This window comes from Zeaxanthinibacter sp. PT1 (genome assembly GCF_028464225.1).
In the GTDB taxonomy this organism is placed as follows: Bacteria; Bacteroidota; Bacteroidia; order Flavobacteriales; family Flavobacteriaceae; genus Zeaxanthinibacter.
On record NZ_JAQPCN010000001.1, the window covers coordinates 807,171 to 823,130 of the forward strand.

General features: G+C 45.1%; 12 protein-coding genes. 3 read left to right on the forward strand and 9 right to left on the reverse strand.

Annotated features, from left to right (window positions below):
* Position 1: 1 nt before the first annotated feature.
* From PP178_RS03550 to PP178_RS03590, 9 genes are all read right to left on the reverse strand, one after another.
* Complete coding sequence (locus tag PP178_RS03550; RefSeq protein WP_272592932.1) at positions 2–583, reverse strand: acyltransferase; 582 nt, start codon at positions 581–583, stop codon at positions 2–4.
* 12 nt (positions 584–595) lie between these two features.
* Entirely contained in the window at positions 596–1,369 is a 774-nt protein-coding gene (gene rfbD / locus PP178_RS03555; RefSeq protein WP_272592933.1) for a dTDP-4-dehydrorhamnose reductase, read from the reverse strand.
* Entirely contained in the window at positions 1,366–1,911 is a 546-nt protein-coding gene (gene rfbC, locus PP178_RS03560) for a dTDP-4-dehydrorhamnose 3,5-epimerase (RefSeq protein ID WP_272592934.1), read from the reverse strand. Before rfbC ends, rfbD begins: the two co-directional genes overlap by 4 nt.
* Positions 1,912–1,923: 12 nt before the next feature.
* Positions 1,924–2,778, reverse strand: coding sequence for a glucose-1-phosphate thymidylyltransferase RfbA (gene rfbA, locus PP178_RS03565; protein WP_272592935.1), 855 nt, complete (start codon positions 2,776–2,778; stop codon positions 1,924–1,926).
* Positions 2,779–2,795: 17 nt separating this feature from the next.
* A complete protein-coding gene (gene rfbB / locus PP178_RS03570) occupies positions 2,796–3,830 on the reverse strand; it encodes a dTDP-glucose 4,6-dehydratase (RefSeq protein WP_272592936.1) in 1,035 nt (344 codons plus the stop codon).
* Positions 3,831–3,871: 41 nt separating this feature from the next.
* Positions 3,872–4,876, reverse strand: a complete 1,005-nt coding sequence (locus PP178_RS03575; protein WP_272592937.1) for a hypothetical protein — start codon at positions 4,874–4,876, stop codon at positions 3,872–3,874.
* A complete protein-coding gene (locus PP178_RS03580) occupies positions 4,876–6,564 on the reverse strand; it encodes a DUF6909 family protein (protein WP_272592938.1) in 1,689 nt (562 codons plus the stop codon). The genes PP178_RS03575 and PP178_RS03580 overlap by 1 nt, the downstream gene beginning before the upstream one ends.
* A gap of 98 nt (positions 6,565–6,662) precedes the next feature.
* The gene (locus tag PP178_RS03585; RefSeq protein ID WP_272592939.1) at positions 6,663–8,165 is read right to left on the reverse strand and encodes a GH3 auxin-responsive promoter family protein; all 1,503 of its coding nucleotides are present in this window, start codon (positions 8,163–8,165) and stop codon (positions 6,663–6,665) included.
* A 9-nt stretch (positions 8,166–8,174) separates the two neighbouring features.
* The gene (locus tag PP178_RS03590) at positions 8,175–9,041 is read right to left on the reverse strand and encodes a M23 family metallopeptidase (protein ID WP_272592940.1); all 867 of its coding nucleotides are present in this window, start codon (positions 9,039–9,041) and stop codon (positions 8,175–8,177) included.
* Positions 9,042–9,239: 198 nt separating this feature from the next.
* On the opposite strand from PP178_RS03590, the gene tatA reads away from it, so the two are divergent.
* The 3 genes from tatA to PP178_RS03605 all read left to right on the forward strand — a co-directional run bounded on the left by tatA (position 9,240) and on the right by PP178_RS03605 (position 15,848).
* Positions 9,240–9,425 (forward strand): twin-arginine translocase TatA/TatE family subunit, encoded by a 186-nt coding sequence (tatA, locus tag PP178_RS03595; protein ID WP_272592941.1) that lies wholly within the window; start codon positions 9,240–9,242, stop codon positions 9,423–9,425.
* A 389-nt stretch (positions 9,426–9,814) separates the two neighbouring features.
* Positions 9,815–14,902 carry a gliding motility-associated C-terminal domain-containing protein gene (locus PP178_RS03600; protein WP_272592942.1) on the forward strand — a complete coding sequence of 1,696 codons (5,088 nt, stop codon included), beginning with the start codon at positions 9,815–9,817 and terminating at the stop codon, positions 14,900–14,902.
* Positions 14,903–14,927: 25 nt separating this feature from the next.
* Positions 14,928–15,848 (forward strand): PorP/SprF family type IX secretion system membrane protein, encoded by a 921-nt coding sequence (locus PP178_RS03605; RefSeq protein ID WP_272592943.1) that lies wholly within the window; start codon positions 14,928–14,930, stop codon positions 15,846–15,848.
* Positions 15,849–15,960 lie beyond the last annotated feature (112 nt).

A 15,960-nucleotide genomic window follows, 5' to 3' on the forward strand; every position in this document is an offset into this window, starting at 1 on the left:
ACTAGCTGATACGTGATACACAATTATTATTTAGCCGGTAAAGCTGCTGGCTTTCCGGGCAAACGGCCTCTCCTGATTCATCAAAATTCAACCGGTGACCAAATTCACTGACCCATCCAATCTGTTTCCCTGGGTTTCCCACGACCAGGGCATAATCCGGTACCGCTTTAGTGATCACCGCCCCTGCACCGATTAAGGAGAACTTCCCGATAGGATTTCCACATACAATGGTAGCATTAGCGCCAATAGAAGCGCCCTTTCCTACCCGTGTTTCCATATATTGGTCCCTGCGGATAACTGCACTTCGTGGATTAATAACATTGGTAAAAACCATTGAAGGGCCTAAAAACACATCATCCTCACAGATAACTCCTGTATAGATAGAAACATTATTCTGGACTTTGACATTATTTCCCAGTTTCACCTGGGGCGAAATCACAACATTCTGCCCGATATTACATTTTTCTCCTATATAACAATCCGGCATAATATGTGAAAAATGCCAGATCTTGGTATCCTTGCCTATTACTGCTCCGTCGTCAATAACTGCAGTTTCGTGTACAAAATAATTTCTTTGAGTCATGCTTAAACTTGTCTATTGTAAAACACTATTCTTAGGACGGGCCGCAAAGGTAGGGTAATTATTATTTCTTATGAGCTGAGTCCCCTCTTCCAAATTATTATCCTTCAGGATCTGACCGGCAAAATCAAACCAGGTCATCGGCTTCCCATCCGTGAAATGATGTATCCCGTATTCCTTGGAGCCTGTCATTATTAAGTCCAAAATATATGTCGCTAGATTATTAGCGTTCGTCGGGGTGCCTGTTTGGGCATCCGTTATATACAGTGTCTCACCTTTATGGGCTTTTTCCAGGATTTTAATGTAAAAATTATCTCCGTATTCCGAATACAGCCAGGAAGTCCTGACGATAAAATAACGGCTCATGTATTGCTCTACATACTGCTCCCCTTTTAATTTGGACTTTCCGTACTCGTTGATGGGATTTGGAGGGTCTGAGGGCAGGTATGGCCCAGCTTTCTCCCCGTCAAACACATAGTCTGTAGAAATGTGAATAAGAACTACAGATTTTTCATGACAGCTCCTTGCCATGATTCCCACCGCTTCCGCATTTATTTCAAAAGCCTTTTCAGAATTTTTTTCTGCCGCCTCTACGTTGGTATAAGCAGCACAGTTTATGCAGTAATCATAAGCATTTCCTTCAAGCAGATTATCAATAGCTGCTTTATTTGTGATGTCTAATTCTTGCTGTGAACGAAAGTCGAATACCATATCATCCCAGCTTTCTGCTGCAGCCCTGAGGCACTGTCCAAGTTGGCCGTTTGCCCCTGTCACCAGTACGCTTTTCATAAATGCAGGTCTTTGAATAGGGGCAAGAGCTTGTCCTTACCTGATAAAATGAGCTGATCGTGGTCAAATTCCCAGTCTATATCCAGATAAGGGTCGTCAAAGCGTATCCCTCGCTCTGCTCCGGGATTATAATAACTGTCGCATTTATACAAAAAATGGGTGTTTTCTTCCAGGGCAAGGAATCCATGGGCAATACCTTTCGGTATAAAAATCATTTCCCCGGTATTTCCCGATAGCTTCTTCTTATAATGTTTACCAAAAGTGGGACTACCAGGACGTATATCAACCAGAACATCCAGGACCGATCCCTGAGCCACCCGTATCAATTTTGATTGTCCATGGGGTGAAGCCTGATAATGTAAGCCTCTCAACACTCCCTTATAGGAAACAGAGTGATTATCCTGGACAAAATTGATTTGTAATCCTGTTTTCTCTTCAAATTCACGCTGATTAAACGCTTCATAAAAATGTCCCCTTTCATCTTTAAAGACCTGTGGATCTATTAGGAAACATCCCTGTATTGAAATTTCTTCTACATGCACACCAATTGCCGGTTATAAGTTCATTAAATATTCTCCATAACCACTCTTTAAAAGAGGTTCTGCGAGCTTATGAAGCTGTTTTTTATCGATATACCCTTTCATATAAGCAACCTCTTCAATAGCACCGATTTTCAAACCCTGCCGTTCTTCTATCACCTCGACAAACTGTCCAGCCTGCATTAGTGAGGAAAATGTTCCGGTGTCCAGCCAGGCTGTTCCCCGATCCAGGATGCTTACCTGCAACCGGCTCTTTTCCAGATATGCCCTATTGACATCTGTTATCTCGAGCTCTCCTCTTGCACTGGGCTGAATATTCTTAGCAATAGTTATCACTTCATTATCATAGAAATAGATTCCGGGAACGGCATAATTGGACTTTGGATCCCGTGGTTTTTCTTCGATACTTATCGCTTTTCCATTTGCATCAAATTCTACAACACCGTAACGCTCAGGGTCCTGCACGTGATACCCATAAATGATTCCGCCTTCCGGATCGGTGTTCGACTGCAGTAATTCAGCAAGTCCTGAGCCGTAAAATATATTATCTCCCAGGATAAGGGCAACCTTATCGCTGCCAATAAACTTTTCTCCAATAATAAAAGCTTCGGCAAGACCTTTGGGTTCATGCTGTACTGCATATGAAAAGCGACATCCCAGCTGAGATCCATCCCGGAGCAGTTTTTTGAAAGCATCTTCATCTTCCGGCTTGGTGATAATCAGGATATCCCGTATACCTGCAGAAAGCAAGGTTGCCAGAGGATAGTAAATCATCGGTTTATCATACACCGGCATCAGTTGTTTGCTCACCGTCAGGGTAATTGGATATAAGCGCGTTCCGGTTCCCCCGGCTAATATTATGCCTTTCATCAACTGCGATTTATCATTTAATTATCCTTATAGTTCCTATATTCCCCAGACCGGATCTGTTCTACCCAAGTTTGATTGTTCACGTACCAATCAATAGTCTTGCTTAGGCCACTTTCAAAATCATGTTCAGGTTTCCAGCCAGTCTCCCGCATTAATTTTGATGCATCTATTGCATATCTCTGGTCGTGCCCGGGCCGGTCCTTTACAAATCTTATCAAATTTTCCGAGCTGCCCTCCGGCCTGTTCAGCTTCTTATCCATCAAGGTACAAATCTGCTTAACGAGGTCTATATTTTTCCACTCGTTATTACTGCCTATGTTGTAGGTTTCCTTTCTTTTTGCCTCGTGAAAAATAAGATCGATTGCCGCTACATGGTCTTCTACAAAAAGCCAGTCCCTGGTATTTTTTCCATCTCCATAGATAGGAACAGGTTGGTCAGACATAATGCGTTGTAGGCACAAAGGCAACAGTTTTTCAGGGAACTGGTTAGGGCCATAATTATTAGAACAGTTACTGATGATGTACGGAATACCATAAGTTTCACCATATGCCCTGACAAAGTGATCAGAGGAGGCCTTGGATGCAGCGTAAGGCGAGTTGGGAGAATAAGGGCTATCCTCTGTAAAATAACCTTCCGCTCCCAGGGAACCGTATACTTCATCAGTACTTACATGATAAAAAAGCTTATTAGTGAAGTTGCCGGACCAGGTTTCCATAGCCGCTTCTAATAGGTTGGCCGTACCCCTTACATTGGTATCCAGAAATACCATGGGATCCTCAATGGAGCGGTCTACATGTGATTCTGCAGCCAAATGAATTACGGCATCAAATAGGTGTTCGTTAAAGAGCAGCTTCAGATAGTCCTCATCCCGGATATCTGCCTTATGGAACGTATAGTTTGCCGTACCCTCAATATCCTCAAGGTTGTATAAATTCCCCGCATAAGTCAGGGCATCGAGGTTATGTATACTATATTCCGGGTATTTGGTAAGCATCCTTCTTACAAGATGTGACCCAATAAATCCAGCGCCTCCTGTAATTAAGATTTTCATAATTCATGGATTAATGAACTCGCCGAGGATTTTAACTCTTCTTACAACATTTCTTTTGACTTTCTATTCAGGTACTGTAGAAATGCAAAAAGAAAGAATCCCGATACCAGAATTAGTGGTATGACTACAATATTCTTTCCGAAAAATGCTTTTTGTACTTGTTGTGGCATTCCAAAATTAAGGATGTTAATTGGCTCCTTCTGTTGTTGCAACTCGAGCCGCTTACGCTCAATGTCCCTCATCAGGCCATTCTTTAAATTCAGCAATCCCGTAACGTCAAATGGCTGGTCTTCACTGACAACAAAACGACCCGACTGGTTTTCGTTATCCGGCTTCATCATTCTTTCCGAATAAGATGCAATCATCTCATCGATCTGTTTTACAAGGTTTTCATTGTTCTCGATACGTGCCTGTGCATTTGCCCTATTCGTCTCTACAACTTCTTTAAAATAGCTGTTGGAGTTAATATATGCAGTGAGCTTTTTAGCGATCTCATGACCCGTTTCTCGGTTCTTATAGAAATAAGTAATCTTGTGGTTCAGAGTGCTCTTATTGTATATCTCGGAAAGAAGTACATCACTGACCAGGTCCGTGTTCTGAAATTTTTCTAATAATTCCAGGTATAATACTTCGTCTTCAAGGTTTTCAGCAACCTCTTGAGTCCCCATCGGTTCTATGGTAATTTCAAAATACTCCAGGTCGGCAACATCTATCCCAATCGGTTTAAAGAAACTCTCATCCTCAGCTTTTATATTAGCCTGTATTTCATCTATAACATCGTACAGATAATTTTTACTTTCAATATAAGGCTTAACAATAACCTCGGTCTTTAATTTTTTCGTCACTACCTGGTTCAGTCCGTAACCCACCAACAAACCAATTACAACCAGTACTGTAAGGGGGATTATATTTCTTTTTAAAAACAGGAATATTCTCAGGATACCTATAAAAATACTTGTCAGCCCTTGGTTTATTAACTTAAAAAGCTGCCCCAGATCTATCTCATCTGAGCCTTCTTGCCTGTTGTTTGACGTGTTCTGCTCCATCAGTGCGAATTAAATATCTGTTCTAAAATCTTGTCCGTGATCAAATAGGTGGGTTTTACCCCTGTGGTGCCCAGGCCGCCTGAAGCCAGGGTGCTTCCCGTTTCCAAGGGGTTATCCGATGCGTAATACGCGTAACGTACTTTCACATCGTCTCGGATGCTCTTGCGGATCTTGGAGGCCGACTGTATGGCTTTCTGGTAATGCACCCCTTCCATCTCCAGCCCGATGACACCCCAGGTAGAATTGTGGAAGAATTTCAGGATGTCTTTATTCTGTAAAGAGGTTCCCAATACTGTAACCATAGTACCTTCTAATACTTTTAGTCCATTACCACGGAAATCTTCCGCTGATAACTGATTCTCAAAAGGGTAGTTGTCTGCCGTGCCCTCAAAAATATGAGCGGACGGAATCATCAGGTCCCCTTTACCCCCTTCCAGGATACCGGCCTTCCCCATAATGGAGATCGAAGCGATATTCATAAAGACAGGTGCTTCGTGCTTTACTTTGTAAGGTTTTAATAATTCGTCTATGGTCTCGTAGGCCTGTTCTCCGAATGCGTAATCCATGACAAAGATCACAGGCATCTCCTCTTCCGCCAAGTCCGGGGGCAATTTATAATTACAATGATCCATATCCATTTTGGCAAGGTCAAAGATCTGTATATCAATATTGGTACCGGACTCGTCATTGATGAAGGTCATCCCGTTCTTTTTCGCCGCGTTGATCACCTTCTGTCGCAACTCCTGGTTGACGTCCGTACTCAGGGCTTCATAGATCTCCAGGCTGTTCCTGTCCGGGAATTCCTTAGCCAGCACTTGCTTGGCAAAAATAGAATTCATCACCGAATGCATATTGGCACTGATGATGTGGATAGGGCGCTTAATGAGTCCTTGCTGATGCAGGGTCCTTTTGATGGTGTTCGCCCAGCGCTCCCCGTGAATGTGATGCCCCAGGCGCTCCCGCAAGAGGGTGCTGAAGGTGATAGCCCTCTTTTCCCCTCCTATCTCTTCCTCTATCGCGTGTTTCCCGAGCCAGTAAATAATCTCCAGGAATCTTTCGGGACTTTCTGCCGTCGCCAGTTTCTTGTGCATCGCCATGGTCTCTGTGAATGGCCTTCCGAGGATACTGGCAGTATGCACCAGGGCACGCTCACGCTCGGCCTGGCTCAGTTCGTCTTTCTGTACCAATTCCTCCAGCTTCTGCCAGTCGCGAATAGTCTTATCGGTATCTTCAATCAATACCCGCCTACTGATCTTCTGGGATTCTATAAAAAGAAATGTCAGGTGGGTCAGGATATCGTAAATATCTGAACGGCCCCTGGTGATCTCTATATTCATCTGCTCATCGTCTATGCGATAACAGTTCCTTCTTCGTTTTGGAGGCACTATGGGTTCAAAATGCGTATCGGAATACCCCTCGTCAGAGGTTAGGTTGATAAACCGGCACTGCTCAATTCCTGCTGGTAATCGCTCCAGCACATAGATCAAACCATTAAATTCGGCTTTGTCCTCGGCAACAGACCCGTAAATCTCCGGTCGCAACTGGAGTAGAGCATTTTTCAAGGTTTCTCCTGACACGCCCATGGGCTTATAAAAACCCCTGTTAAATAGGTGGCGCATGGTTATATACAGCCGCTCGATGGCATTGGTGGATTCCTGTGCCCGGGTAGTATCTTTAACTTTTTCCATAGAGTACATTCGGTAAGATGCCGCTAAAGTACAGTTTTTAATAAATATATAGGGGAAAACAAGCAGCTTTAAGGGGATAAGCTGCTATAATTCAAAGCTTAGTTCTCTGCTTTGAACCTGAGAATATCATCAGCAGCAGACCGATCGTTATATAAGCGCTGGACCTTGTTCTGACCGCCGAGTTTCCCGATGGATTTCATATAATCCCGGAACCCTCCTTCGCGTATACGGCTTATTTTAAGCGGCTGCAGGACCTTTCCTTCAATCAGGTCAAAATAATAACTATTCTGTCGCTGTAAAGACCGGTCCAAAGTCTGCCTGAAGCTTTCCATATCCGCAGGTTCTTTTGAAAATTCTATTAACCACTCGTGATAAGGTAATTCATCTCCTTCCGGGGTAATCTGTGGTGCCACCGTGAATTCATTGACCTGGGCAGCACTGGCTTCAACCGCCTCCTGCATCGCCTGCTCCACTTCCTTTGCGATCACATGTTCGCCGAAGGCTGAAATAAAATGCTTTATCCGCCCGGAAACCACTACCCGGTATGGATCCAGTGAAGTAAACTGAACGGTATCTCCAAGGTTGTAAGCCCACAGCCCTGCATTAGTGGAGATGATCATCACGTAATTGACCCCTAACTCTACATCTTGCAACAGTAAGCGTCGCGGGTTTTCCTTAAAAAATTCATCTGCCTTTACAAACTCGTAAAAGATGCCCGAGTTTAGCAGTAACAGTAAGCCTTTTTCCTTTTGCGAATCCTGGTAGGCAAAAAAGCCTTCACTGGCCGGGAATAATTCAATACTGTCCACCCTGCGCCCAATCAGGGCTTCAAACTTGGCGCGGTAAGGTTCGTAATTGACCCCGCCGTAGATGAACAACTGGAAATTCTGGAATAGCTCCCCTACTTTCTTCCCTGTTTTTTGCTGTAAACGCTCAAAGTACATCTGCACCCAGGAGGGTATCCCCGCAATAACTGCCATATCTTCGTGAAGGGTCTCTTCGACAATCGCATTTACCTTGGTCTCCCAGTCCTCTATACAATTCGTCTCCCAGCTAGGCAGCCTGTTCTTCTGGAGATAATCGGGCACATAGTGGGCCGATATCCCGGAAAGTCTTCCCAGCTTTATGCCGTTCTTCTCGGCGAGTTCAGGGCTTCCCTGTAAAAAGATCATTTTGCGATCCACGAAAGCCGAATTGCCGGTCTCATGAATATAATGAAGGATGGCATCACGTGATGCTTCTACCTGGTACTTTATAGACGGGCCGGTTATGGGGATGTACTTAGCTCCGGAAGTGGTCCCGGAAGTTTTGGCAAAATAGAGCGGTTTACCGGGCCATAGAATATCGGGTTCCCCGGCCACAGACCTTTCTACATACGGCTTAAGTTCTTCGTAATCGCGTATGGGTACTCTTGAAGTGAAATCTATATGATTTTTAATCTGGTCAAAACCGTGATCCTTCCCAAATGCCGTATTTTTTGCAATACCCAGAAGTTCCCGGAAGACCTTATCCTGGGTCTTATGGGGTTGTTTTGCCCAACGAGCTGTCTTTCGGACTATCTTCCGTGCAAATATTCTGGCTGCAAAAGCTTTGACAGACATAAACGGGATTTAAAATTCTATGTAATTTGACGGGTCTACAGGCGTACCTTCTTTCCACAATTCAAAATGCAGATGTTCTCCCGTGGTCAGGGAACCAGTATTGCCCACAGAGGCGATCACTTCGCCCACGCGTACAATATCCCCCTGCTGCTTATAAAGAGCACCATTATGCTTATATACCGAAAGGTATCCATCTTTGTGCTCCAGGATTACCACATAGCCGGTATCGGCGGTCCACTCGGCAAAAACAACGCTGCCGTTAGCCACAGCTTTCACAGGAGTGTCCTTAGCGGCCACCACATCAATGCCGTAATGCTTTATCTGGGCATTATAAGAGTCAGAAATCGTTCCACTAACCGGGGAGAAGAATGTTATCTCCGTGCTGCTTTCATCCCGTTGAAATACGTTGTATTTGTCTTCCAATGCAACTTCTGCCCTTAGCGCCGAATCCTGGGGAATAGGCGTTAAATCAACAGTACTGGGGTCTATTTTGAAGGATTCGTAAATAGAATCCGGCCGTACTTCGCTACTGGCAACCTCGCCCCTCAACACCATTCTTATCCTATCTAAATACCTATTGGTATAATTAAGTGCAGTGACCAGGGAATCCGTTTTAAAGGTGAGTTCAGTAGCCTGTCTTTTTAAACGGGTTGAGGAGTAGCCGGGAATATACTCTCGTAACGGCGTAAAGGCGATCAGTAAGGTAGTAAGAGCGATCAAACCAATAATAGCCAGTGAGCCTGTCACAAATACATTGAGACGGCTCAGCTTAAAGGAGATCTTCTCCTCAAAGGTGCTTTCGTTCAGGATAACCAGGCGATACTTATGCAGTAACTTCCTCCTGATTTCCTTCCTTTTCTTTCCTTTTGGGGCCATAAAGCACAAATATAAGGTTCAGTCTGAATATCGTGCGCTCTGCTCCTTAAATTTATGAAATTTAAGAGCGCCCCAATACATTAGGGCCAATGTAGGGACATAATCGCTTTTCAATTTTACAACCAAAACCACTTGACAGAATTAACGCTGTTGTAATTGGTTTTTTAGTACCTTTGTAATCCATTTAAAGATAATTACATGGTATCACTTATTCCATTTTTGGCCATCGGGCCATGGCAGATTGCAGTCGTTGTTGTACTGGTTCTTCTATTGTTTGGCGGTAAAAAGATCCCTGAACTTATGAGGGGTCTGGGCAGCGGTATTAAAGAATTCAAAGATGCTTCCAAAGAAGACGAAAAAGTGGAAGAAAAGAAAGAGTCTTAGACCAGAATGCCATAAAAAATTCAGAAACATCCCAACCCGGGATGTTTTTTTTTGGGGGTCCGGTGGGTATTCAGTCAGAGATTCCAACCAGTACTAAGTAATGATCTCAGCTGTTGAGATTATTTCACTAAAATATTGGGCCTTTCCTACTACAGAATTATAGCAACGGCAACAGCTCATGCGGCTTTAGCTCACCGTCACATCTGCTAGTTTCAATTTCACAACAATTTTTCTGTCACGTCAGTCGTTTTGTTTAACCTTGTGCGCACACAAATCAGGATTAATTAAACAAATTGAACTAACAGTAATATACCTTGTTCCCCAATATAAGAATTGCCTTATTTATAGGTTTATCTATCTTATGCCTGTTTGCCTGTAATATGCATTCCTTGAATGCTCAAGAAGGGCAGCCAGCTGCATTTGAAATTGATGCCGAAATAATCTCCGGTAACCGTACCATCGGGATGGACGATTGGTTCCCGGGAGAGTCAGGGCAAGGTGTGATCAGCCTCGACCAGCTTTTCAGCTTTCAATCCAATATCAGCAAGAAAAAGAACCGGGCATTTGAAGCACTCATGCGATTTCCCAATGGTAGCGTTCAGAATGGTCGAATCTGGTTGGAAGGGAGGTACGGCCACGACCATGTCGCATCCGGGGGCTGGGACGATGACACTGTGTTTGATGAAAGCCAGGGGCACAACCCAAAAAATTGGAAGGCAGACAGTAACGGGCTGCCGGATAAAACCGATATACAGGATACCTATATGCACATCCGGCGCGAAGGCACCGGCTTAAAGGATTCATTGTGGATCGTTGGTGCTGTCAGTACTATTGATAATGGCGGGACGCATTATATCGACGTAGAATTCCTAATTGACCAGCTCCAATTAAAAGGGAATAACTTCAAAACATCCGCCCCTGACGACGGTCACACATCCTGGAAATTTGACGGCGCAGGTAATATAATTCAAACCGGCGACCTGACTGTAGGACTTAACTTCACCGCTTCTACCATCGTGAATTTAGAGGTATGGATCTGGGTATCCCTGACAGACTATTTATCCAACCGAGGCTTTGGGTACATCGATTATGTCAGCGCTTCCCCGGGTTCTACATTCGGATATGCCATGATCGATATCGGTTCAGCCGGATTTACGGGTATAAACAACAATTTTACAGATGCCCCACCCTGGGGAGTCTTTGATTCAAAAGCTGAGCCTACTTACGCTTACGCACCGGAATTACTAACAGAATTCGGAATTAACCTCAGCAAACTGGGACTGGACCCGGTGATGAATTTCCCGGGGGTTGGTTTGTGCGATTTTCAATTCAAAACTGTACTGTTTAAAAGTCGAATCAGCAATAGCATGCGTTCGGTCCTAAGAGATTTTGCAGGCCCCTACCAACTCAAGGAAGCTGAAGAAGCTCCGCCGGCTGACAACACCATCATTCCCCCGGGGAATTTTCAGAGTTGTCTGACTGATGAAACCCTAACACTGAAAGCCGCGGTTAACGAGGCAGATGCGATATACCAATGGCAAGCTGTAAGTCCGGGGGTGAGTTTTCCCGGTGGGGAACGAATCCTGCTAGGTATCGGTCTTAACGAAGTACAGATCAATAGCCCCGGGGAATACAACCTGGTTATCAGTCAGAGCGGTGTATGCGCCAATGAACCAAATCCACCATACTCCATAGCTATTGGTGCAGAACCCTGTGCCAGGGATGATGACTACCTGGTTCAAATGGAAGAATCCCAGGTATTCGAAGTATGGGAAAATGATCTTGACCTCGAGGGAGACCTCGATCAAAATTCGGTCACGACTACAGGGTTACTTCAGCCTTCTAACGGAACAGTGGACATCGCAGGAACCGGGGAAATCACCTATACTCCCAATTCCGGTTACAAAGGTCCTGACAGCTTTGAATACCGCATATGTGATGCTAACGGACTTTGTGATACAGCAACGGTACGTTTGGAGATCATAGACCCTATTCCCCCACCCTTCCTCGATTCGGATGCCGACGGGATCTTTGATAAGGACGACCTGGATGACGATAATGATGGAATCCCGGATACAGAGGAACAAGGGGTGATCATGGACAGGAACCAGCCGGCATGCGGGGGAGAAACGCCACTTGATTTCAGTAATGACGCAATACTGATCTCGGGGACTGACAAGCAGAAAGGTGCTGTGTACCGGGTATCAGAAGTGAGCCCGGGAGTGGATGCCCTGATTACGATCTCGGACATCTACAATGCTACCATCACCGCTATCGATTTTAACGACACCGATCCCCATGCTTTCCGACCGGAATCTGCCTTCAGTTTCAAGGATGCAGGAGACCAGGGATTGATCGAATATAAAATACGCTTTGTAAAAAGTAACAGCTTCAGTCCTGTGGTGATCGACAACTTCTTTATGAATTTCAACGATATTGACGGTACTCCCCAGTATGCCGAGCAAACCTGGGCAGATAAACCGACGAACTATGTATTATCTGACCCTACTGAACTGAGTATGTACAGTGACGGTAAATGGATCGTGGGCACCTCCGGTACAAAAACTTACGGCGGGGCAAGCAATGCTAACCCACAGACCAATTTCGGGGTTCATTACACCTCTAAATCCGAGATGACCGTGAGGGTTGGAGCCATGGCGCGAGTCGCAGGCGCTAAGTCCCTGCGCAGGCTACACCATATCGAATTCTTGTGTGTGACCAACTACATTAACCCGGTCCGATATATGATGGATGCTGACTTTGATGGGGTGCCCAACCACCTGGATCTGGACAGTGATAATGACGGGATATTCGATGCGGTTGAAGCCGGGCATGGGGTGGATCACACCCGGGGAATCCTAAACGGTTCTTTCGGTGATAACGGAATGGCCGATACCGTCGAGACTACTAACGATTCCGGGATTCTTAATTATACCCTGAGCGATTCGGATGCTGCCGGCTTAATGGATTACCTGGAGAACGACAGCGATTCTGATGGTTGTAGTGATGCTAACGAGGCGCATTTTAAAACTGATGCAGACGGGGGAGACAATCCCTTTTACGGAACCGGCTCACCCCCCTTGATCAATACAGATGGCACAGTGCGCTTTGCCCCTTACAGACTACCCCTGGATAATGACGCTAATGGAATTTATGACTTCCGTGAAGCCACGGCACCGACCATAACACGTCATCCAGAAAACCAAATAAGCTGTAAAGGAGAGAATGTAATATTTAGTGTTGAAGCGGATCAAGCGAGCCAATACCAGTGGCAGGTCTTTGATGGCGACGCATGGACTAATTTGGTAAACGATACGATCTACCAGGGTACAGATACGGATAGTTTACAGATACTAAACGCCCCTTTAAATTTGAACGGAAAAAGTTTCAGGGCCTTAATGTCCGGAGCTTCGTTCGTCTGTGATATCAATTCTAATCCGGCCACCCTTAACCTGCAACCAGGCCCGGAAGTGAAGGCCAATGCGTCTTCTTTATCTATAAGTTCCGGTGACTTCGTTACCCTGACGGGAACGGGGGCCGAGAGTTATACCTGGGACCATGGTATCACGGATGGTGAACCAATTCAATTGTTTGCGACTACAACCTTTACCGTTACGGGTATCGGGGCAGACGGTTGTACAAATACCGATAGTACAACCATCGAAGTTAATGCCCTTTCAGACCTGGAACTGGGCAAATCTGCGGATAATACCACGCCGAATGTCGGTGATGAAATCACCTTTACCATAACAGTCACAAACCATGGTCCGGATAAAGCAACCAACGTCAGGATACTCGACAATATACCAATTGGTTTCATCCCGGTTTCCGCAGCGAATAACGGGACAATTTCCGGTAATAAAATAGAATGGTCCTTAGCCGAAGTTGCCGTCGGACAACAGCAACTAACCTATAAAGCACGGGTTAACCCTCCCACTGGTACAGCTGGAGAATTCCGGAATATGGTACAGGTGACCGCGTTAGATCAGCAGGATCCTGATTCTGACCCCAAGAACGATGATGGGGACCAGAGTGAAGACGATGAGGCTCAATTCACAATTCCAACACCAACAGCTGATTTGATGTTGACAAAAACGATAGACAAGAACGAGGCCACCGTAGGGGAGCTTGTCGTATTCACCATAAGCGTTCGTAACCAGGGGCCGTACTCGGCCACCGGGATAAGTATTTCAGAAAACATCCCGGCGGGCTATGAGCTGCTAGCTGCCACCACTACTACAGGAGACTACTCCCAGGAAACTTCACGATGGAATATTTCAGAATTACTCAATGGTGAGTCGGCAACATTAGTTGTAGAAGCCACTGTTAATCCTACTGGTCCGTATAACAATTCTGTCAGTATAATCGAATTGGACCAGGCAGATACAACGCCCGGGGATAATTCGGCTTCATCCGGGATAGAGACCGTGAAATCCCAGGCTGATCTTGAATTGGAAAAACTGGTAAGCAAAAGCGATCCCAATGTTGGCGATACTGTGGTTTTTACTATAAACATAAAGAATAACGGACCGGATACGGCCACTAATGTTCTATTGATCGACCAACTTCCGCCAGGCTTAGAATTGATTTCTGCCCCCGGCGCCGAGATAGACGAAAACCTCATCCAATGGCATATCCCGGAAATCCCGGTTGGCCTAAAAACCCTTTCGTATGAAGTTCGGGTACTGCCGTCCACAGGGCTAGCCGGGGAATACAGGAATATTGCAGAAATAGCCGCAACAGACCAGGCAGACCCGGACTCCCAACCCGGGAACGATGATGGGGACCAGGACCAGGATGATGAAGATGGCGTTGCATTGACCGTACCCATGGCGAAATTAGTGCTGACCAAAGAAGTAGAGACCACCGAGGTCCGTATAGGAGATTCAGTTACTTTCACCATTACCCTCAGTAATAGTGGTGATCGGGAGGCTACGAATATTGTAGTACAAGACGAATTGCCTTCCGGCTATGCCCTGGAATCAGTCATTGTCAGTACCGGAAGTTTTGATAGCTCTTCCTGGTCTATTCCCGTATTAGCTCCCGGGCTAAGCGCTACCCTGACCATGATCGTCCAGGTAACAGATGGGGGGGATTATGAGAATATCGCCCAAATAACCTATGCCGACCAATTGATCGATCAGGGCGGGCAGGATATGGATACCGCTATAATCAATTTTAAAGAGGACTGCCTTGTTGTCTACAACGAGTTTTCCCCAAATGACGACGGACTAAATGATGTGCTGTATATAGAATGCATAGAACAATACCCGAACAGTCGATTGCAGGTCTTTGACCGCTGGGGTTCAAAAGTTTTTGATGAACCCGGGTACGATAACAGTTGGAGAGGTATTAATAAGTCTAAAACAAGTTACGACCCGGAAAAGGAATTAAGCACAGGCACTTATTATTACATCCTGAGTTTAGGTGATGGAAAAACACCGGACAGGACCGGTTGGCTTTATATAAGTCGATGAAACTAAAATCCCGGAAGAATATTAAATGACACTACCCCTCACACATACAACCCTAATACTAATACTGTTTGGTATATTTGTTTGCCGGGCACAGCAAAATCCCCAGTATACCCAGTATCAATTTAATCCTATGACCGTTAATGCCGGCTACACCGGCTCTAGGGGAGATCTGACCTTAATGGCCCTTTATCGCAGCCAGTGGTCAGGTATAGAAGGATCGCCCCGTACCATGACTTTTAGTATCGAATCTCCAATACAGGGTTTTGATGGTTTAGGCCTCTCTGTAATACAGGATGAACTGGGTCCGTCACAGGAAACGTATATGGACGCCAATTACGCCCACACATTAATCCTCAACTCTTCCGGTGCCCGTTTGGGCCTGGGCATCAAAGCTGGTGTAAGGTTATTGTCCATAGATTGGTCCAAGGGTAGGTTCCGGGATCCGGAAGCAGTATTCAACACCAATATCAACAGTAAATTACTTCCCAACCTGGGCGTAGGGAGCTTTTTCTATAACCAGAGATCCTACCTAGGGTTTTCAATTCCCAACCTGATCCCTAATGTGCGCTACGAGGAATTTAAGGAGGCAGAAGAAACCGAAAGATTGCAGTATTACCTCATAGGAGGACATGTATTCCAATTAGCGGAGGACATCAAATTTAAACCTTCATTTTACTTAAAATTTGTGCAGGGTAACCCCTTATCGAAAGACATTTCTGCTAATTTCCTATTCTATGATACTCTAAGCCTGGGGGCGAACTATCGTTTTGAAGAATCGCTGAGCGGGGTCCTGGGTATGCAGGTAACTCCTAATATCATCTTTGGATATGCGTATGATTACAACACCAATGAACTTAATGTTTATAATTCGGGTTCTCATGAAATCTTTTTAAGATACCAATTGGTATCAAAAAATACCATCTTAAAATCGCCTCGTTTCTTCTGATATTCATCCCTGAACACCCTGCGGAGAAGAATTTGAATTTCCTGCTATAACAGTATAAATTGATTTAGGTAATTCATCGATCAACCACATTAAAACGGTATACACGACAAAA